The sequence below is a fragment of the Lelliottia sp. GFLA7 genome, assembly GCF_056490165.1.
In genome coordinates this window covers 105,885-125,926 of the sequence record NZ_JBWLAQ010000003.1, presented here as the reverse complement: position 1 = coordinate 125,926, position 20,042 = coordinate 105,885, and the positions used below count along the sequence as shown (strand labels likewise).

Genomic DNA, 20,042 nt, shown 5'->3' with positions numbered 1-20,042 from the left:
TTCAATAAGCTGGACAAGAGTTGTCCCTGTCTAAACCTTATACTAAAAAGATGACCAAAAGAAAAACCCCCAGACATTTCTGCCCGGGGGTTTTTCATTTATGGGAGCTATGCGCCCTGTATTCTTCAGGGCGCAGGGCAATTACATCATGCCGCCCATTCCACCCATACCACCCATGCCGCCTGCACCTAAGTCAGGACCGTCGCCTTTCGGCACATCGGTAATCATGCATTCGGTGGTGATCATCAGACCTGCTACAGATGCCGCGTACTGCAGAGCAGAACGAGTCACTTTAGTCGGGTCCAGGATACCCATGTCGATCATGTTGCCGTATTCTTCGGTTGCTGCGTTGTAACCGTAGTTACCGTCGCCCGCTTTCACGGTGTTAGCCACCACTGAAGGCTCTTCGCCGCAGTTCAGAACGATCTGACGCAGTGGTGCTTCCATTGCGCGCAGCGCAACTTTGATACCCACGTTTTGATCTTCGTTCTGGCCACGCAGTTCGCTCAGTTTAGACGCCACGCGAATCAGGGCTACGCCACCACCAGCAACCACGCCTTCTTCTACTGCTGCACGGGTCGCGTGCAGAGCATCGTCAACGCGTGCTTTCTTCTCTTTCATTTCAACTTCGGTCGCTGCACCGACTTTGATAACCGCAACGCCGCCAGCCAGTTTCGCTACGCGCTCCTGCAGTTTTTCGCGGTCGTAATCAGAGGTCGCTTCTTCGATTTGCTTACGAATCTGACCAACACGGCCCTGAATAGCGGCTTCTTCACCCACGCCATCGATGATGGTGGTGGTGTCTTTGTTGATGATGACGCGTTTCGCCTGGCCCATATCTTCCAGGGTCGCTTTTTCCAGCTCCATACCGATCTCTTCAGAGATAACGGTACCGCCAGTCAAGGTTGCGATGTCCTGAAGCATCGCTTTACGACGGTCGCCGAAGCCAGGTGCTTTAACAGCAGCCACTTTCACGATACCGCGCATGGTGTTAACCACCAGCGTTGCCAGTGCTTCGCCTTCAACGTCTTCAGCGATGATCAGCAGTGGTTTACCTGCTTTCGCAACGGCTTCCAGAACAGGCAGCATTTCGCGGATGTTGGAGATTTTTTTGTCAGCCAGCAGGATGAACGGGCTTTCCAGTTCAACAGCGCCAGTTTCTGGCTTGTTGATGAAGTATGGAGACAGGTAGCCACGGTCGAACTGCATACCTTCAACCACGTCCAGTTCGTCTTCCAGGCCAGTACCGTCTTCAACGGTGATCACGCCTTCTTTACCGACTTTATCCATCGCTTCAGCGATCAATTTACCTACGGTTTCGTCGGAGTTAGCGGAGATAGTACCAACCTGCGCAATAGCTTTGGAGTCAGAGCATGGGACGGACAGGGTTTTCAGCTCTTCAACAGCGGCGATAACCGCTTTGTCGATACCACGTTTCAGATCCATCGGGTTCATGCCCGCAGCAACCGCTTTCAGGCCTTCAGTGATGATAGCCTGCGCCAGTACTGTTGCGGTGGTGGTGCCGTCGCCTGCAGCGTCGTTCGCTTTAGAGGCAACTTCTTTCACCATCTGTGCGCCCATGTTTTCGAACTTGTCTTCCAGTTCGATTTCACGTGCGACGGAAACACCATCTTTGGTGATGGCTGGAGCGCCGAAGGATTTATCCAGCACTACGTTACGACCTTTCGGGCCGAGGGTAACTTTTACTGCGTCTGCCAGTACGTTTACGCCGCGCAGCATTTTCACACGAGCGTCGTTACCGAATTTTACGTCTTTAGCTGCCATTTTATCTTTCCCTTAAATTCGTATGTTCAGTGTCGTTCGCGGATTACGCTTCAACAATTGCCAGAATGTCGCTCTCGGACATGATCAACACTTCTTCATTGTCGATCTTCTCGGATTTCACGCCGTAACCATCGTTGAAAATCACGATGTCGCCCACTTTAACGTCCAGTGGCTGCACAGTACCGTTTTCCAGGATGCGGCCCTTACCGACAGCGATGATTTCGCCACGAGTTGATTTGGTTGCTGCAGAACCGGTCAGAACGATGCCGCCCGCAGATTTGGTTTCAACTTCTTTACGCTTGACGATCACACGATCATGTAACGGACGAATACTCATTGATAGCTCTCCTTCGAGAAAGTCATTATCAGTTATGGAAGACGCCGGGCCGTAAAAGGTTTACCGACTGGTGACCTGAGAGATGGGGGTCGAAAATAGCCCCTTCAAGGGGTTGTCGAAAAAAAATTTGCGAAAGTGTTACCATCGCTTCTCTTTTGGCAGTGGCAGGACGAGGTCAATGAGTGGACTAAAACAGGAGTTGGGACTCGCGCAGGGTGTGGGTTTACTCTCAACTTCCTTACTGGGAACCGGCGTGTTTGCGGTGCCCGCACTGGCGGCGCTGGTGGCCGGAAACAACAGCCTATGGGCGTGGCCCGTGTTGATTGCTCTGGTCTTTCCGATAGCCATTGTCTTCGCGATCCTTGGCCGCCATTTCCCCAGCGCGGGTGGTGTGGCGCATTTTGTCGGCATGGCGTTTGGTCCTCGCCTCGAGCGCGTCACGGGCTGGCTTTTTCTGTCGGTGATTCCAGTTGGCTTGCCCGCCGCCCTGCATATCGCCACCGGTTTTGGCCAGGCGCTGTTCGGCTGGCACGATGAGCAACTGCTGTTTGCAGAGCTGGGCACGCTGGCGATCGTCTGGTGGGTGGGCTCACGCGGGGCCAGTTCCAGCGCCAATCTGCAAACGCTAGTCGCCATACTGATTGTGGCGTTGATTGCGGCGATCTGGTGGGCGGGTGACATTAGCGTGGGCGAAATTCCGTTCCCGGCCCTCTCGGACGTGGATAATTCGCAGCTCTTCGCCGCGCTTTCAGTGATGTTCTGGTGTTTTGTCGGGCTGGAAGCTTTTGCGCATCTGGCATCAGAATTTAAACAGCCTGAGCGTGATTTTCCCCGCGCGCTGATGATTGGCTTGTTGCTGGCCGGAACGGTTTACTGGGCGTGTACCGTGCTGGTGCTGCACTTCAATGCCTACGGTTCTGACACCGCTGCGGCCGCATCGCTGCCGGGTATCGTTGTACACCTGTTTGGAGTGAAAGCGTTGTGGATTGCCTGTGTGATTGGCTATCTCGCCTGCTTCGCCAGCCTGAACATCTACATTCAAAGCTTTGCTCGCCTAATGTGGTCCCAGGCGCAATACAAGCCGGACAGCCGTCTGTCACGCCTGTCGAAGCGTCAGTTGCCGACAAATGCGTTAAACGCGGTACTGGGCTGCTGCGTGTTGAGTACGCTCGGCATTTACTGGCTCAACATCAATCTGGATGCGCTCATCATCTATGCCAACGGTATTTTCATCATGATTTACCTGCTGTGTATGCTGGCAGGGTGTCGATTGCTGACGGGGCGTTTTAGAGGGCTGGCGATAATCGGTGGCGCGCTGTGCCTGCTCCTGCTGGCCATGGTGGGCTGGAAAAGCCTCTATGCGATTATTATGCTGACGGGACTGTGGTTCTTGCTCCCCAAGCGCAGCATCATTACATAGCAAAACGCCCGGCAATGCCGGGCGTTGTTGTCTTAGCGGTCGTCGTCTTTGTGATCGAGGCGGTCACGCTGATCGTCTTTACGCTGGTATTCCCCTTCAAAGGTATCCCCATTTCCCGGTCCGGTAGTGAATCCACCGCCAGGCATCCGGTTAAAGCGCAGATGCGGCAAAAGGCGCATCGTCAGCAGTTTTTGCACCGGCGGTAACAGCAGCAACAGGCCCAGGAAATCGGTGAAAAATCCTGGGAGGATCAGCAGCAGGCCAGCAAGAATCAGCGACACACTTTTGATCATCTCCTCAGCAGGGCTTTCACCCGCCGCCATCTTTTGCTGCATCAACAGGAAATTTTTGAATCCCTGATTACGTACCAGCGACATACCTATCACGGATGTGAATATGACCAGAATCAGCGTCAGCAGGACACCCATCACGTGGGCGACCTGGATAAAAATGGAAATCTCTATGTAAACATAGAGAAAAATGGCAATTAAAGGTATCCAGCGCACTGGCTTCTCCTGTGTGGCAGACGCCGTCTGGCCCCTGTCTGAATGTGTTTGCGAATCGCGTTTCTTTGAAATGGTGACGGTTAGCCAAAATTCAATCGGTTTGCACGGATATTTTTTTGGAAACATTCAAGCGGTGATTCATTTCACAGATTAATAATTATCATGTCGCGAGGGCGATAATAAGTGATCCAGGTTACGGCAATTCGCTATCATCAGCATATCATCTCGGGTATCTGGCTGATTGAGGGAATAATCGTCGGTCAGCAAATATTCAAAACCACATATCTACTGTGTGTTTAGTACAATCCATCGGCAGCTTTAAAAGAAGGTTCACATGTTAAACAACATTCGTATCGAAGAAGATTTGTTGGGTACCAGGGAAGTTCCAGCGGATGCCTACTACGGTATTCACACTCTGAGAGCGATTGAGAACTTCTACATCAGCAATAACAAAATCAGTGACATCCCTGAGTTTGTACGCGGTATGGTGATGGTGAAGAAAGCCGCAGCCCTGGCAAACAAAGAGCTGCAAACCATTCCTAAAAGCGCTGCAAATGCCATTATCGCAGCCTGCGATGAAGTGTTGAACAACGGAAAATGCATGGACCAGTTCCCGGTCGACGTCTATCAGGGCGGCGCAGGCACCTCCGTGAACATGAATACCAACGAAGTATTGGCAAACATTGGCCTGGAGCTGATGGGTCACCAGAAAGGTGAGTACCAGTACCTCAATCCTAACGACCACGTAAACAAGTGCCAGTCCACCAACGACGCCTACCCGACCGGTTTCCGTATCGCGGTTTACGCGTCCGTTGTGAAACTCATTGACGCGATTAACCAGCTGGGCGACGGTTTCCAGCGCAAAGCGGTTGAGTTCCAGGACATTCTGAAAATGGGTCGTACCCAGCTGCAGGATGCGGTGCCGATGACCCTCGGCCAGGAATTCCACGCGTTTAACGTGCTGTTGAACGAAGAGACCCGCAACATTCTGCGCACCTCTGAACTGCTGCTCGAAGTGAACCTGGGCGCAACCGCCATCGGGACTCGCCTCAATACCCCTGACGGCTATCAACAGTTGGCCGTCGAGAAACTGGCGGAAGTGTCTAATCTCGCGGTTGTACCCGCCGAAGACCTGATCGAAGCGACATCCGACTGCGGCGCTTACGTCATGGTGCACAGCGCGCTGAAACGTCTGGCGGTTAAACTGTCCAAAATTTGTAACGACTTGCGCCTGCTCTCTTCCGGTCCGCGCGCTGGCCTGAACGAAATCAACCTGCCAGAGCTGCAGGCCGGTTCGTCCATCATGCCTGCTAAAGTGAACCCGGTAGTGCCAGAAGTGGTGAATCAGGTTTGCTTCAAAGTCATCGGTAACGACATCACCGTCACCATGGCGTCCGAAGCCGGTCAGCTGCAGCTGAACGTGATGGAGCCCGTGATTGGCCAGGCCATGTTTGAGTCCATCCACATCCTGACCAACGCCTGCTACAACCTGCTGGAAAAATGCATCAACGGCATCACGGCCAATAAAGCCGTGTGTGAAAGCTTCGTCTACAATTCTATCGGCATCGTCACCTATCTGAACCCGTTCATCGGCCACCACAACGGCGATATCGTTGGTAAGATTTGTGCTGAAACCGGTAAGAGCGTGCGCGAAGTGGTCCTTGAGCGTGGATTGCTGACAGAGGCTGAACTGGATGATATCTTCTCGCCGCAAAACCTGATGCATCCGGCATATAAAGCGAAACGGTATACCGATGAAAGCGAACAGTAACCGTTCCGGTTAAATTTCCGAAAGGCACGTCACCCGGTGACGTGCCTTTTTTCTTTTCAGGCTTTACCAAATACTCAACAATTTAATATCAACTTGTTAATAAGCAAGGAAGGTCCTTATGTTTGGAGCAGAACTCGTCGTCGTGCTGTTGGCGATTTATTTGGGAGCAAGGCTCGGGGGGATCGGCATTGGTTTTGCCGGTGGTCTCGGCGTGCTCGTTCTTACCCTCATCTTTCAGATTAAACCCGGCGCTATCCCGTTCGACGTTATCGAAATCATCATGGCGGTTATCGCCGCGATTGCTGCCATGCAAGTGGCTGGCGGTATGGACTACCTGGTGAGTCTGGCAGAACGTATGCTGCGTCGTCATCCAAAATACATCACCTTCCTTGCGCCGCTGGTTACGTGGTTCATGACCATTCTGGCCGGTACTGGCCACACGGCGTTCTCCACGCTGCCGGTCATTACCGAAGTGGCGAAAGAACAGGGTATCCGCCCGTCTCGTCCGCTCTCCATCGCCGTTGTCGCCTCACAGATTGCGATCACCGCGTCGCCAATCTCAGCGGCCGTCGTCTTCTTCGCCGGGATTCTTGAACCCCTGGGCGTGAGCTACCTGACGCTGCTGTCGATCTGTATTCCGGTCACGCTGATTGCCGTCATGCTGACTGCCGTGGTGTGTAATTTCCTCGGCGCTGAGTTGAAAGACGATCCGGTCTATCAGGAACGTCTGGCGAAAGGCGAAGTGAGACTGCGCGGCAGCCAGGTGTTTGAGCTGAAACCGCATGCGAAACGCTCCGTGCTGCTGTTCCTGATCGGTATCATTGCGGTGATGTTCTATGCCACCGCGATCAGTGACACCGTCGGACTGATTCAGAACCCGGTTCTGCCGCGTAACGAAGCCATCGTGGTCTTTATGCTGACCATCGCCACGCTGATTAGCATCACCTGTAAAATCGACACCAGCGAAGTGCTGAACGCCAGCACCTTTAAATCCGGTATGAGCGCCTGCGTGTGCGTACTGGGCGTGGCGTGGCTCGGTGATACTTTCGTGAAAGCGCACATCACCGATATCCAGACCGTGGCGGGCGATCTGCTGCATAACTATCCGTGGCTGCTGGCCGTGGTACTGTTCTTTGCAGCAACCCTGCTGTATTCCCAGGCAGCAACCACCAAAGCGCTGATGCCTGCGGCGTTGATGCTGGGCGTAACGCCGCTGACGGCGATTGCCTCTTTCGCAGCCGTCTCCGCGCTGTTCGTCCTGCCAACCTACCCAACCCTGCTGGCGGCGGTAGAAATGGACGACACCGGCTCCACCCGTATCGGTAAATATGTGTTTAACCATGCGTTCCTGATCCCGGGCGTGATAGCAATATCCCTTTGCGTAATCCTCGGGTTTATCATTGGCGGCGTGATTCTGTAACCTCTTAAATGTTGTAAAATTTGTTAAATTCGGGCCGCTCAGCGGCCCGATTCATTAATGCCCTCCGACCCGCCGTGATATAGTGATTTTTTCGCGATGAGGAGGTCGACTTGTGAACACGCCTGACGCCGTTGTTGTGCTTTGTACCGCTCCCGATGAAGCAACCGCCCAGGAACTGGCCGCCAAAGTACTTACTGACAAGCTCGCGGCCTGCGTTACGATCCTGCCTGGCGCCACCTCCCTGTACTACTGGGAAGGCAAGCTCGAGCAAGAGTACGAAGTGCAAATGCTGCTTAAAACCTCGGTAGCGCATCAGCAGGCGCTCCTGGATTGCCTCAAATCTCATCATCCTTACCAGACTCCGGAACTGCTGGTTCTTCCAGTGTCCCACGGCGATAACGACTATCTCTCATGGCTCAACGCTTCTTTACGCTGATCCTGCTGCTGTGCAGTACATCAGCCTTTGCCGGGTTGTTCGACGCACCTGGCCGCTCAAACTTTATTCCTGCTGATCAGGCGTTTGTCTTCGACTTCCAGCAAAACCAGCACGATCTCAGCCTCAACTGGCAGATCAAAGACGGATATTACCTCTACCGAAAACAGGTCAGCATCACGCCAGCTAATGCGAAAGTCGGCGAGCCGCAACTGCCTGCGGGCGAGTGGCACGAAGACGAGTTTTACGGCAAAAGCGAAATCTACCGCTACCAGCTTGTCGTGCCGGTCAGCGTCAATCAAGCCGCTACAGGCGCGACGATCACCGTGACGTATCAGGGCTGTGCCGACGCCGGTTTCTGCTATCCGCCAGAAACCAAAATTGTGCCGCTCAGTGAAGTGGCTGCGGCGGCTCAGCCTGCTGCGCCTCCTTCCACTGAGAAGGGGGAAGACAGCGCAGAACTGCCGTTCTCCGCGCTCTGGGCGCTACTCATCGGTATCGGTATCGCCTTTACGCCGTGCGTGTTGCCGATGTATCCGCTCATCTCAGGCATTGTGCTAGGCGGTAAACAACGTTTATCCACCGGTCGCGCCTTGCTGCTGGCGTTTATCTACGTTCAGGGCATGGCGCTCACCTATACCGCGCTCGGGATTGTGGTTGCCGCTGCCGGGCTCCAGTTCCAGGCCGCGCTTCAGCATCCGTATGTGCTGATCGGCCTGTCGGTCGTGTTTACTCTGCTGGCGCTGTCGATGTTTGGCCTGTTCACCCTGCAACTGCCCTCCTCGCTACAAACGCGTTTAACGCTGATGAGCAATCGCCAACAAGGCGGCTCCGCAGGTGGCGTGTTTGTGATGGGTGTGATTGCCGGGCTGATTTGCTCGCCGTGCACCACCGCGCCGCTGAGCGCGATCCTGCTCTACATCGCGCAAAGCGGGAACATGTGGCTGGGCGGCGGCACGCTCTATTTGTACGCGCTGGGCATGGGTCTGCCGCTGATTCTGGTCACCGTGTTTGGCAACCGTCTGCTGCCGAAAAGCGGGCCGTGGATGGAAACGGTCAAAATCGCCTTCGGTTTCGTCATCCTGGCGCTGCCGGTGTTCCTGCTGGAGCGCGTGATGGGTGACGTATGGGGCCTTCGTTTGTGGGCCATTCTTGGCGTCGCATTCTTCGGCTGGGCGTTTATCACCAGCCTGCAGGCGCAAAAAACGTGGATGCGTATCGTACAAATCATTCTGCTGGCGTCTGCGCTGATCAGCGTGCGACCGCTTCAGGATTGGGCATTTGGCACACCTGCTGCGCAAAATCAGGCTCATCTTAACTTCATTCAAATCAGCAACGTTGATGAGCTGAACCACGCGCTGGCACAGGCAAAAGGCAAACCCGTGATGCTCGATCTGTACGCCGACTGGTGTGTCGCCTGCAAAGAGTTCGAAAAATACACCTTTAGCGATCCGCAGGTGCAAAATGCGTTAAAAGATACGGTTCTGTTGCAGGCGAACGTAACCGCCAATAATGCGCAGGACAAGGCTTTACTGAAACAACTCAGGGTGCTCGGTCTGCCGACGATTTTGTTCTTTAATGCGCAGGGAGAAGAGCAGTCGAGCGAACGAGTGACAGGATTTATGGATGCAACCGCGTTCAGCGCGCATTTGCGCGATCGCCAACCGTAAACGACACTGTTAACGGGATAAACCGTTAGCATTGGGAGGAGAAAACCGTGCAACGCGAAGACGTACTGGGACAAGCCCTGCAATTACTTGAGATACAAGGGATCGCCAGCACCACGCTTGAGATGGTCGCCGAACGCATCGATTATCCACTGGATGAATTGCGCCGTTTTTGGCCGGATAAAGAAGCGCTGCTCTACGATGCGCTGCGCTATCTCAGTCAGCAGGTCGATATCTGGCGCAGACAGCTGATGCTGAACGACGCGCTGACGGCCGAGCAAAAAGTACTGGCGCGCTATACCGCGCTGGCGGATTGCGTGCGTAACAACCGTTACCCTGGCTGCCTGTTTATCGCCGCCTGCACGTTCTACCCCGATCCGGGCCACCCGATCCATCAGCTCGCCGATCAGCAAAAACGTGCCGCCCACGACTTTACCCACGAGCTGCTCACGAAGCTTGAGGTTGACGATCCGGCGATGGTCGCTAAACAGATGGAGCTGGTGCTTGAAGGCTGCCTGAGCCGCATGCTGATCAATCGTAGCCTGACCGACGTGGAGACGGCGCACCGTCTGGCGGAAGATATTCTGCGCTTCGCTCAGTGTCGCATGGGTGGCGCGCTAACCTAAGCCAGCATTCCCGCCCACGCGGAGACAAATAGACACAGCGCCATCAGGCGCTGAAAGCGCACCATCGCCACGGTGGTGCGAAACACCCGGTTCACCGCTTTTCCCAGCCACGCCCAGCACATCAAACACACAATCGAAATTATCAGAAACCACAGCGCCATTAACGCCACATCATGCAGCGCATTCGCGCTTGCCGGTGCAAACAAGCTCACAACCGCCAGCGCCATCATCCATGTTTTGGGGTTAATCACCTGCAATAGCGCCGCCGCGCGGGCCGTAAAACGTCGATGTGATGGCGTCGATAAATTGGCCGCTGGGGCGCTGAACAGCTGCCAGCTCATCCAGCTCAGCCATAGAACCCCTGCCCAACTCATCACCTGACGAACCAGCGGATATTGGCGTAAAACCTCCCCAGCCCCCGCACCGGAAATCAACACAATCAGGCTTGCCGCAAAACATCCGCCCAGAATCGCAGGCATGGTTTTTTTAACGCCAAAGTGCTGGCTGTTGGTCAGAACGAGAATATTAGTCGGGCCGGGCGTTATCGAGGCGACAAACGCAAACAGCAGAAACGGCATCAGATTCACAGGTGACTCCTTATTTTTAGAGTCCTGACTGTGCCGCTATTTTCTGGAAACGTCTGGAAGGTTTGTGCACAACCGACGGTAGTGGGCTGGCGTGATGCGATAGGCGCGCTGGAACCAGCGACCTAAATGACTTTGATCGGCAAAACCGAGCGCTGCGGCCACATCGACAGGCTGTTCGCCCATCCCCAGCATCTGACGCGCTTTTGCCAGGCGCAGCTGAATAAGCCAGGCGTGCGGTGCCAGGTGGAATTCGCGTTTAAAGCAGCGCGTCAGCGTAAAACGATCGGTGCCCGTTTCTCGCGCCAGATCGGACAGACCAATGTTGTCCCCCATATGAGCATACAAATAATCACGCGCGCGATGGGCAACCGCAGCGCTTTGTCGCTGCACGGACAGTCTTTTGCGCCAGTGACAATGGGAGGTAATTTGCGCGAGCAGATTATCCATTGTGCTCTGCTGCACGATCTTCATCTCCTCATTGTGAAGCGTGGAAAAGGTGTCGCTAATGGTCCGCACCAGCTGCGGTTCACGCGTCAGGGTCTGCGCGAAATGCAGCGAGTAGCTGCCCGGAGTGGATTCATATAGACCGTGCAGCGTGTTGGTCAGCCACTGTTCATCGAGGTAAAAAGTCAGATAGGTAAAACCACCGTCTACCGGCGCGTCACCGTCATGAATTTCACCTGGTTCCAGTAAAAACGCATCTCCTGGATGACTGCGATGCCGCTCGCGGCGGCAGTGGAATTGTTGCGTGCCAGACAGGGTAATGCCCACCAGATAACTGTCGTGCCAGTGCGGATCGAAGGCGTGGCCTTCAAAGTGTGCTTTGATCGTCTCAATACCCGTTTCCGCATGCTGACGCAGCTCAAGCCAGTCGTTTGCCATACCACCTCCTCATCACAATCAGCATTGCTCCGCCCTGGCTTTTTTGTCTGGAAGATTTGTGCAAAATCGACGCGTAGACTGACAGATTGCCGTAAAGTTAAGCAGTTGAACAGCTTTCCCCGAATTAGGGTTGACGATCAAACGGGATTAAGGTTTAATGCGCTCCGTTGCCCGGATAGCTCAGTCGGTAGAGCAGGGGATTGAAAATCCCCGTGTCCTTGGTTCGATTCCGAGTCCGGGCACCACTATTTAGAAGAACCCGCCTATGGCGGGTTTTTTGCTTTTGGAAGCACGTACACTTCCCCAAATCCGTTCGATGACTCGTCACCCTCCCCCGTCCCAACGCAAACCCAGCACGTTCGCCCACTACGCCACCACCCAGAATCCTTCATATCGTTTGTTAACATCATGACCTCATGCAGTAAATCAGGATAACTCCAGCCACGCCTGGATATTTTTGTATTGAATATCAGCGAGTAAGCACTATCCCAGGTTTGCTGCGCATCTTTACTGTGCGTTAAAAAGATGAATTACGCCTGTAATGCTATTGTTTTAACAGATAAAAATGTTGATATCTATTTTCATCATCAACTTAAAAAACCAGTATTTAAACCAAACGAGAAAAAGGGCCTATTTCGTCACTCATAATGACATCTCAATATTCGAAATGAATGCATCACCTTACTCCACAGAAAAGTTAACTCCTTGAATGGTATATTAATATCCACAAACTCACCCTACTAAAAATTAACCTGGTAATTTTGTTTTCATAATATAAATCAATCAGATAACCCCAGACCAGACCATTACCCTACGCAGGATTAAAATACAGAATAAATTCTAAAACGCGGCTGCCGATAGTTGAGATGCGGGATGTTGAGAGTAATAACCTTCTGAAAATCATCCTATTCTCTTCTTTATCTATGTGGACCGGAATAATGACCCAGCATCAAAGTACCTTTACCTATTTTGCAAATTTGCGAATCGGTAAAAAATTGAGTCTCGGATTTGCCATCGTGCTGTTTCTGACAGTGATTGTTGCTTTTACCGGTATTCGGGGTTTTGAACAAATCCAGGACAACTCGGCAAAAACAGCGGTGATGGTAAAGTTAATGGATTCACTCGGGAATGCCCGATCCAGTCGGTTGATTTTCCAGTCCACAAACAATCAAAAAGATCGTGACGTCAATACCGCGTCCATGAATCGAATGGGGGAACTGATTACTCAGCTTCATGAGCAGTTTCAGTGGAGACCTGCAGGTAAAGCGAGTGCAGACAACGTGGCCGAGCTGTTTAAAACCGATCTCGTGGTTCGCGCCATTTTCCTGGATGCTTTTGACAAGCGAGCTGAACTGGCTCAGACCCTGAACACCGACGACCTGTACAAAAGCTCTGTTGACTTAGATGCCCTTAGCCACCAGCCCGGCTTATCGATTGAAACGTCACGCGATATGGCGCATCTGGCCTTTGAATGGAACGATATCGTCACGCGCATTGAGAGCTTTATCCTTAACCCGCAAGAGGTGAGCAAACAGGGAATTAGAGAACAAATTCCTGCCGCTGACGTGATGGCTGAAAAAATTCGCCCGTCATTGTCGACCGACCAGCAGAAAATACTCACTTCCGGTGTTGCCGCTTCACAACGCTATCTCGATGCCCTTGATGCTTACCAACAGGCGCTGAAAAAACAAATCGATACGCAGGCCGAGTTTTCACGTTTAGGCGTGCAGTTGGGCAAAGACATCAATAGCTGGTTCACCTACCAGCAAGAACTATCAAAACAGTTTGTTGGTAATTCCGAATGGATGATGGGATCCACCGCCCTGACAGTGGTCATCCTGGGGGTGCTATTGGCCTGGCTCATTACCCGCTCAATCACCCATCCGTTGAACCAGACGCTGACCCTTGCGCAACAGATCGCTAAAGGCGATCTCACCGGTACGCTGATCACGAATCGCAAAGATGAAACCGGGCAGCTGATTCAAGCCGTCTCTACGATGAATGAGAATCTGAAAGGCATTATTTATAACGTGCGCGACGGCGTAGGGAGCGTGAGTCGGGCATCAACGGAAATCGCCGCGGGTAATATGGATTTGTCGGCCCGCACGGAACAGCAGTCTGCGGCGGTGGTGCAAACGGCTGCCAGCATGGAGCAACTGACGTCTACCGTGGCGCAGAACGCCTCAAATGCACATCAGGCCCGTCAGCTGTCCGAACAGGCGTCGCAGAAGGCCAACGATGGCGGTGCAGTGGTTGATGAATTAATCGCCACGATGAAAGGTATTCGTGACAGCTCGCAACGTATTTCAGAAATTATTTCGGTGATAAACGGTATTGCCTTCCAGACCAATATCCTGGCACTCAACGCGGCAGTGGAAGCCGCGCGTGCGGGTGAACAGGGCCGTGGGTTTGCGGTCGTTGCGGGAGAGGTAAGAAGCCTGGCGCAACGCAGCTCGCAGTCCGCCAAAGAAATTGAAGCGCTGATTAATGAATCGGTATCAAAAGTAGACAGTGGTTTTGTGAAGGTGGAGCATGCCGGTTCCATTATGGGTGAGACGGTGAAATCGGTCATTCAGGTGCGCGATATCATGAGTGAAATTGCCGCCGCCTCCGATGAGCAAAGTCGCGGCATTGCGCAGATAGCACAGGCGATGACGGAAATGGATACCTCTACCCAACAAAACGCCGCACTGGTTGAAGAATCTTCAGCCGCTGCCAGCTCGCTGGAAGATCAAGCGGCACAACTGGAACAAGCGGTAGCCGTTTTTACCTTACCGAATCATGCCGGAGCCAAAACGGTAAAACTCGCCGCCACCGTGAAAAAGCAGGGACTGGCACAAACGTCCACAGTACGAAAATCCGAGGCGCAAAGTTTGGCGCGCGGCGCAGTCAACGGCAGTGACTGGGAAACCTTCTAACGTTTAAACGCTGAGCAAAATGCCCATATCTGTCAATGTCGATATGGGCGTGACGATGAACAGCCCCCCTCGCCAGAGAGGTTTTACATCTGAAGAACCGAGTATTTCCTAAAACGCAGCCAATTAATCACTCAGGGCTGTACGATACTTTTAGGTCTAAAATTAAAGACGCTCGATGTCAATTGTTAACGCGCCTTGCAATGTCCCTGGAACCACGTCCTGCCCGTTAAGCTTAACCATCGCAATATTGAACACGTTCGTGCCTTCCGCAGTGGCCGCTAACGTGCCTTTGTTCAACGCAATAATATTATGCTCTTGGTCAAAAATACCTATCCCCAGTCCTTTCGCACTTGTTTGAGAGACATCATTATTAGCCAGAACAGTGCCATCGGCATTATCCGCATTACCCGAAAAATGATATATCAACCTGCCTTGCTTGGCTAAATCTCCGCATTCTGCCCCGCCGGTAAAATAAAGATGAATATTGGCCCCGCCGCCGCTGTAATTTTTATCCCCCTGACTGATGACATCTTCCAAATTTTGCGTCACGTTGACACTGCTTTGGCTTAAACTCACACTGCAGGCCGATGCAGTAGCGTTCACCGTACCGCTAATTTCCAGGGTGGCGGGAATATCAGGTGTACTTTCCTGTGCGTAAACGCCGGGAAAGGCAAGCAGGGGAGACAACGCCAGCAAAAGTAAACTGTATTTCATTGAAAATCCTTTTATAAACATTTTATATGTATCACTGAATAAAATACGCATAGATTTCGCGCATTTACTTGTGAGCGAACGAGAAAGACAATGTTCACTCTAATACGAATAGATCACTTAGCGTCGTAGCATTATGTAATCGATATTGCATGCGCAAATACCAGCCATTTTAAGAGGCATCATGAACGCGATAATATTTCGTCATAAGAACAACTTGCAATACTTGAGGTGTTACAACATATTTTCCCTATGCGAAACCATTTTAAAAAAGATATCAATGAATTTACTCAGCATTAATGAAAAGTAAATATGTAAAAACAACAAAGCATTCCATGCGATAAATTAAGACAACACAGTTAATATCTCATTTTAGATTCAAATAAAGAGGACTTCTGCGTGCGTTCATTATGATGTTCTTTTGCGCGTCATATTCACGGCAAACGCATCATCGCGTCTTATAAGGGATGTCATTCCGGTGAACGCACCCTCCCCTTCGCTTCTCTATCATTTCCTGAAGCACTTCCGCCCCGAGTGGGTTATAAATGTGGGATACCCATTCCGGAAGCCCCCTTATGATGCGATTGATCCTGATTCTGCTCGGCGTTGATTATCTGCGTTCGCACTGGCGCGGACTGCGGCGCTTCGGGTGGGTCACGCTGATTGCCGGGACGGTTATCTTTATCGACGCGATGGATGGCGTGCTCTACTTCCCTATCGAACCTTTTGCGTTTCTGCTGCTGATTGAAGGCGGCGCAACCTTGCTGGTCGCGCACAGCGGCATGGGCGGGCAGCGCATTTTGCGCTATGTCAAAGGTGCGACATTTTCACTGGCCGCCGTGCTGATCCTCGCCGGAAACCACGACGGTAATATTGTGCTGGCAATGATTTTCGGCACGCTGTTCTTGCTGGATGGCGCGCTACAAATCGCCTCGGCCATTGTGGTGCGCTATCGGCGCTGGCGGTCTGCCCTGGCAGGGGGAATCGTCGAAATTGCGCTGGCGATTTTCTTCTATCAACCGTGGCCCTCGAATTATACAGGCACCGTTCCGTACTGCCTCGGTCTCGGCCTGGCCTTTGCGGGCTGGAATATGTTTATTCTCGCTAACCGGGTCAAAGTGGCGGCAGCCAACCCAGGTCTCAAAGGCGAAGAGTATATGGAAGAAGCCGATACGCATCAGCCTGCCGTGGTGGAATGGGATGGTCCGCCAGACGACGATGAAAAAGCGCTGACGGTTCACGTCTGGACTCCCGTTGGCTCAGCACCCGGCGAGACGATCTCCCGCCCCGTGATCAGCCGTTATATTGCTGCCGTGGATAAAAATGGCGTGATCTCAACCGGTCACGCGGCGCTGGAATCCCCTGGCGGGATTTACATCAGTTTATATCCCGCCGTTGAGATCGACCGCTCACCGGATGCCTTCGCCCGCCTGCTACGCGCCACGCCCGAAAATAACGTGCCGGGTGAATTTCAGTCGGATTACATCACCGAATCCAGTAAATGGTGCCACTCCACCCGCAAGGTGCGGATTCGCAATTACAGCGAAACGCGTCTGGCGGCATTCTGGGAAAACTACCGCCAAAACGAATCCTATAATCTGACCCACCGTAACTGTTCCAGTAGCGTGGCAAGAGCGCTGGAAGCGGCGCTTGAGGGTTCCGTCGGCAGGTTGTGGCAAAAGCGCGGCTTTTGGCTCTCGATTGGGAAACTGATATCCACACCCGAGCTGTGGGTCGCGTTACAACTGCGAAAACGAGCGGAAACAATGGCCTGGACGCCAGGACTGGTGCTGGATTACGCGCGCGCCATGAGCATGCTGGCGGACCCGCGCCCGACAGGCTGGTTCAATACCCTTGGCCGGGCCTTGCGAAAGATGTTCCACCGACGCCTCGCATGGGTAAAAGGGAAGCATGGTGAAGGGGTGACAGGTGAGGAAGATGCTGGCTGATAGTTAAAGCCGATTTTGCATAACGCCCTTTCGAACAGAAAAATCAAAGAGCGAACAACAGGGTGCTATACCGCTTCCACGGCGGATAAATGGGATAACCGTTTTACCCAACCCTGGCTTATTGCGATGGACAGGCAACGATAAATAAAGTCGAGTTTTGCGAATGCATAACAGCCCGTGAGCGCCCCGCAAAATGCCCTCGCCGCCTCGCGACTCACGCTATACTTGCCCCAGAATCCCCCCCTCCTGACAGGCCGCAACATGACGACAAAAATTCTCTCGCGTGACTGGCGTATTCCCACGGCAGGCCTGCTTTTGTTGCTGGTTCTGTTTAGCGGATTCACTTTACATGCTCACTGGAGCGCGTTTATTCAATGGTGTCTCGCCACCCAAATCACGCTGCACCGCTATCTGGTGATGTATTTGTTGCAGCTGAATAATCATCAATACAGCGGCGGATTGTGGCTCCTGACGGGCGCGTTCTTCTACGGCGTTCTGCACGCGATCGGCCCGGGACACGGTAAATTCATCGTCACGACCTATCTCACCACCAATAAAGAGAGCCAGCTTGCCGCGCGCGTCGTACCATTTCTCGGTAGCCTGATGCAGGGCCTCAGCGCCATTCTGTTCGTCTTTGTGCTGGCCGTTGGATTTAACCTCGCCTCTGGCGATCTCAGCGCCAGCCGTTGGTACGTGGAGAAAATCAGCGCATTGCTGATCGGTGCATTCGGTATCTTTATGATTTACCAAACGCTGAAAAGCCTGCGGCCACGCAGAGTTTCCATTCGCAGCGTAACACCGCTCCATCAGCACGATGACCGCTGCGGTTGCGGGCATCACGGCGTCAGCGTCGATGTGGAAAAAGGCGACTGGAAAACGCGTCTGGGAGTGATTCTGGCGATCGGTGCGCGTCCATGCAGCGGGGCGATCATGATTCTGATGTTCTCAAATGCGCTAGGAATTGTGACGTGGGGAATGGCGGCGGTGATGACCATGTCGCTCGGTACCGCGCTGTCGATTATGGGACTATCGCTGGCGGTGCGCTATGCGCGGGAACGGACGGTCGCTTTCTTTGGCGGCAGTTCTACGATGAGCTGGCTGGTGCCCGCGGCAAAAATTGCCGGGGGAATCGTGCTGATCCTGTTTGCAACAGTGCTGTTCCTGACGGTGATCCCCATCAGCGCCAACGGCGACTACATCGCCGCCGGATGCTAATAAAAAACCCGCCGAAGCGGGTTTTTCGTTTTACTCGTTAATGCGTGGATGCTGATCCACCAGACGAGATCGCTTTTTCTGCAGCTCTTCAATCTCTACGTCAAGATCGTCAATCTTCTGCTCAACATTGTCGTAGTGTTCACGCAGAATCTCTTTCGCTTCCTGAAGGTCAGACGCCGCAGGCGTGGCCCCTTTCAGTGGCTGATTCGCGGTCTCTTTCATTGTCAGACCGGTAATCAAACCAATCACCGCAATCACCATCAGATAGTACGCAGGCATCATCAGGTTCTGCGTGCTTTCGACCAGCGAGGCCGCAATGGTCGGCGTCAGACCGGCAACCAGCACCGAAATGTTAAACGCTGCCGCCAGCGCGCTGTAGCGAATATGCGTCGGGAACATCGCCGGAAGCGTTGACGCCATCACCCCGATAAAGCAGTTCAGAATCACCGCCAGCATCAGCAGACCGGCGAAAATCAGGCCCAGCACGTTACTGTTAATCAGGATAAAGGCCGGGATCGCCAGCAGTAAGAGCGCAACGCTGCCCAGAATAATGAACGGACGGCGACCGTAGCGGTCACTCAGCAGGCCCATAATCGGCTGCACAAACAGCATCCCCACCATGATGGCGATAATAATCAGCACACCGTGATCTTCGGAGTAATGCAGGTTATGCGACAGGTAGCTCGGCATGTAGGTCAGCAACATGTAGTAGGTCACGTTGGTCGAAATGACCAGACCGACACAGGTCAGCAGGCTACGCCAGTGTTTCGTCGCAATCTCTTTAAAGGAGACTTTCGGTCCTTCCTGCAGCCCTTCGCGATCGCCCTGCTCCAGTTTTTCAACATGCTGCTGAAACGCCGGCGTCTCTTCTAAGGCATGACGCAGGTATAGACCAATCAGACCCAGCGGCAGCGCCAGGAAGAACGGAATACGCCAGCCCCACTCAAGGAAGTTATCTTCGCCGACGACGGTGGAAATCAGCACCACGACGCCCGCACCTAGCACAAACCCGGCAATCGAGCCAAAGTCCAGCCAGCTTCCCATGAAGCCGCGTTTACGGTCCGGAGAATACTCGGCAACAAAGATCGACGCACCGGTATATTCACCACCGACCGAGAAGCCCTGCGCCATTTTACACAGCAGCAGCAGTATCGGTGCCCAGATGCCAATCGTCGCATAGGACGGAATCAAGCCGATACAGAATGTACTGATCGACATGATCACAATCGTGATGGCGAGTATCTTCTGGCGACCGTATTTGTCGCCCAGCATCCCGAAGAATAAACCACCCAGCGGGCGAATCAGGAAGGGTACGGAGAAGGTACCTAAAGCCGCGATCATCTGCAGGCTCGGGTCGGCACCCGGGAAGAAGACTTTACCTAAAGCGTAGGCAACGAAACCATACACACCGAAATCAAACCACTCCATCGCGTTACCCAGCGACGCAGCGGTAATGGCTTTACGCAACTTGCCGTCATCAATGATAGTGACGTCGCGCAGTGTAATGGGTTTGACTTTTTTCCTTTTAAGCATTGCTATCCTCGTAGACTCAGCCCTGTCCATACCACAGATCTTCTTGCGGTCTGTGAACCTCGAATTCGCCTCATGCGAATCTTCTTCTTCAAGCGTAGCAGGTTTACTTACATTGACGTTTCTCGTCGATACAACCGAACCTGTTGACGCCTGTCTGGGCAGTTAGTGACGTCTTTACCCTACCAGCCTTTAAATAGGTGATCAACTTCACAGATATTTACGTGGGGTGTCAGATGTTGTCAGAAAACGTCAACACACTTTAATGACCGCGAAAATCCTGTG

The 20,042-nt window shown here is 53.0% G+C and carries 16 protein-coding genes and 1 tRNA gene; 10 read left to right on the top strand and 7 right to left on the bottom strand.

Annotated elements, in window-relative coordinates:
• Positions 1–141 precede the first annotated feature (141 nt).
• Entirely contained in the window at positions 142–1,785 is a 1,644-nt protein-coding gene (gene groL / locus AC07RN_RS10870; RefSeq protein ID WP_011915591.1) for a chaperonin GroEL, read from the bottom strand.
• A 43-nt stretch (positions 1,786–1,828) separates the two neighbouring features.
• Positions 1,829–2,122 (bottom strand): co-chaperone GroES, encoded by a 294-nt coding sequence (locus tag AC07RN_RS10865; RefSeq protein ID WP_011915590.1) that lies wholly within the window; start codon positions 2,120–2,122, stop codon positions 1,829–1,831.
• A gap of 178 nt (positions 2,123–2,300) precedes the next feature.
• On the opposite strand from AC07RN_RS10865, the gene yjeH reads away from it, so the two are divergent.
• Entirely contained in the window at positions 2,301–3,542 is a 1,242-nt protein-coding gene (gene yjeH, locus AC07RN_RS10860) for an L-methionine/branched-chain amino acid transporter (protein WP_478336344.1), read from the top strand.
• A gap of 32 nt (positions 3,543–3,574) precedes the next feature.
• On the opposite strand, the gene AC07RN_RS10855 is transcribed toward yjeH, so the two are convergent.
• On the bottom strand, positions 3,575–4,048 hold the full coding sequence (locus tag AC07RN_RS10855; RefSeq protein WP_235134573.1) for an FxsA family protein: 474 nt from the start codon (positions 4,046–4,048) through the stop codon (positions 3,575–3,577).
• Positions 4,049–4,382: 334 nt separating this feature from the next.
• Between AC07RN_RS10855 and aspA the strand changes: the two genes are divergently transcribed.
• The 5 genes from aspA (at position 4,383) to AC07RN_RS10830 (ending at position 9,965) form a co-directional block, all read left to right on the top strand.
• Complete coding sequence (gene aspA / locus AC07RN_RS10850) at positions 4,383–5,819, top strand: aspartate ammonia-lyase (protein WP_011915587.1); 1,437 nt, start codon at positions 4,383–4,385, stop codon at positions 5,817–5,819.
• A 118-nt stretch (positions 5,820–5,937) separates the two neighbouring features.
• Positions 5,938–7,239 (top strand): anaerobic C4-dicarboxylate transporter, encoded by a 1,302-nt coding sequence (locus tag AC07RN_RS10845; RefSeq protein WP_011915586.1) that lies wholly within the window; start codon positions 5,938–5,940, stop codon positions 7,237–7,239.
• Positions 7,240–7,351: 112 nt separating this feature from the next.
• Entirely contained in the window at positions 7,352–7,675 is a 324-nt protein-coding gene (gene cutA / locus AC07RN_RS10840; protein WP_011915585.1) for a divalent cation tolerance protein CutA, read from the top strand.
• Positions 7,651–9,342, top strand: a complete 1,692-nt coding sequence (locus AC07RN_RS10835; RefSeq protein ID WP_478336343.1) for a protein-disulfide reductase DsbD — start codon at positions 7,651–7,653, stop codon at positions 9,340–9,342. Before cutA ends, AC07RN_RS10835 begins: the two co-directional genes overlap by 25 nt.
• Before the next feature lie 47 nt (positions 9,343–9,389).
• A complete protein-coding gene (locus AC07RN_RS10830) occupies positions 9,390–9,965 on the top strand; it encodes a transcriptional regulator (RefSeq protein WP_011915583.1) in 576 nt (191 codons plus the stop codon).
• Here AC07RN_RS10830 and AC07RN_RS10825 read toward each other — a convergent pair.
• Entirely contained in the window at positions 9,962–10,552 is a 591-nt protein-coding gene (locus AC07RN_RS10825; protein WP_478336342.1) for a LysE family translocator, read from the bottom strand. The genes AC07RN_RS10830 and AC07RN_RS10825 overlap by 4 nt on opposite strands.
• Before the next feature lie 36 nt (positions 10,553–10,588).
• Positions 10,589–11,434 (bottom strand): AraC family ligand binding domain-containing protein, encoded by an 846-nt coding sequence (locus AC07RN_RS10820; RefSeq protein WP_478336341.1) that lies wholly within the window; start codon positions 11,432–11,434, stop codon positions 10,589–10,591.
• A gap of 169 nt (positions 11,435–11,603) precedes the next feature.
• Here AC07RN_RS10820 and AC07RN_RS10815 point away from each other — a divergent pair.
• Together AC07RN_RS10815 and AC07RN_RS10810 are read left to right on the top strand one after the other, a co-directional pair.
• Positions 11,604–11,679: transfer RNA gene (locus AC07RN_RS10815), tRNA-Phe, on the top strand.
• Between the two features lie 693 nt (positions 11,680–12,372).
• A complete protein-coding gene (locus tag AC07RN_RS10810) occupies positions 12,373–14,352 on the top strand; it encodes a methyl-accepting chemotaxis protein (protein WP_478336340.1) in 1,980 nt (659 codons plus the stop codon).
• Between the two features lie 162 nt (positions 14,353–14,514).
• On the opposite strand, the gene AC07RN_RS10805 is transcribed toward AC07RN_RS10810, so the two are convergent.
• Positions 14,515–15,066, bottom strand: a complete 552-nt coding sequence (locus AC07RN_RS10805; protein ID WP_478336339.1) for a fimbrial protein — start codon at positions 15,064–15,066, stop codon at positions 14,515–14,517.
• 572 nt (positions 15,067–15,638) lie between these two features.
• On the opposite strand from AC07RN_RS10805, the gene AC07RN_RS10800 reads away from it, so the two are divergent.
• Complete coding sequence (locus AC07RN_RS10800) at positions 15,639–17,012, top strand: HdeD family acid-resistance protein (protein ID WP_478336338.1); 1,374 nt, start codon at positions 15,639–15,641, stop codon at positions 17,010–17,012.
• A gap of 261 nt (positions 17,013–17,273) precedes the next feature.
• Positions 17,274–18,227, top strand: a complete 954-nt coding sequence (locus AC07RN_RS10795; protein ID WP_041689229.1) for a nickel/cobalt transporter — start codon at positions 17,274–17,276, stop codon at positions 18,225–18,227.
• Between the two features lie 30 nt (positions 18,228–18,257).
• Here the strand turns inward: AC07RN_RS10795 and proP are convergent, their stop codons facing one another.
• The gene (proP, locus tag AC07RN_RS10790) at positions 18,258–19,760 is read right to left on the bottom strand and encodes a glycine betaine/L-proline transporter ProP (RefSeq protein ID WP_235134567.1); all 1,503 of its coding nucleotides are present in this window, start codon (positions 19,758–19,760) and stop codon (positions 18,258–18,260) included.
• Between the last annotated feature and the right edge of the window lie 282 nt (positions 19,761–20,042).

Excerpts from the sequence above, each read along its gene's own strand:
- proP (WP_235134567.1), bottom strand. The coding sequence starts at position 19,760 with ATGCTTAAAAGGAAAAAAGTCAAACCCATTACACTGCGCGACGTCACT.
- AC07RN_RS10820 (WP_478336341.1), bottom strand. The coding sequence starts at position 11,434 with ATGGCAAACGACTGGCTTGAGCTGCGTCAGCATGCGGAAACGGGTATT.
- AC07RN_RS10810 (WP_478336340.1), top strand. The coding sequence starts at position 12,373 with ATGACCCAGCATCAAAGTACCTTTACCTATTTTGCAAATTTGCGAATC.
- AC07RN_RS10795 (WP_041689229.1), top strand. The coding sequence starts at position 17,274 with ATGACGACAAAAATTCTCTCGCGTGACTGGCGTATTCCCACGGCAGGC.
- AC07RN_RS10835 (WP_478336343.1), top strand. The coding sequence starts at position 7,651 with ATGGCTCAACGCTTCTTTACGCTGATCCTGCTGCTGTGCAGTACATCA.
- AC07RN_RS10805 (WP_478336339.1), bottom strand. The coding sequence starts at position 15,066 with ATGAAATACAGTTTACTTTTGCTGGCGTTGTCTCCCCTGCTTGCCTTT.
- aspA (WP_011915587.1), top strand. The coding sequence starts at position 4,383 with ATGTTAAACAACATTCGTATCGAAGAAGATTTGTTGGGTACCAGGGAA.
- yjeH (WP_478336344.1), top strand. The coding sequence starts at position 2,301 with ATGAGTGGACTAAAACAGGAGTTGGGACTCGCGCAGGGTGTGGGTTTA.
- AC07RN_RS10865 (WP_011915590.1), bottom strand. The coding sequence starts at position 2,122 with ATGAGTATTCGTCCGTTACATGATCGTGTGATCGTCAAGCGTAAAGAA.
- AC07RN_RS10845 (WP_011915586.1), top strand. The coding sequence starts at position 5,938 with ATGTTTGGAGCAGAACTCGTCGTCGTGCTGTTGGCGATTTATTTGGGA.
- groL (WP_011915591.1), bottom strand. The coding sequence starts at position 1,785 with ATGGCAGCTAAAGACGTAAAATTCGGTAACGACGCTCGTGTGAAAATG.
- AC07RN_RS10800 (WP_478336338.1), top strand. The coding sequence starts at position 15,639 with ATGATGCGATTGATCCTGATTCTGCTCGGCGTTGATTATCTGCGTTCG.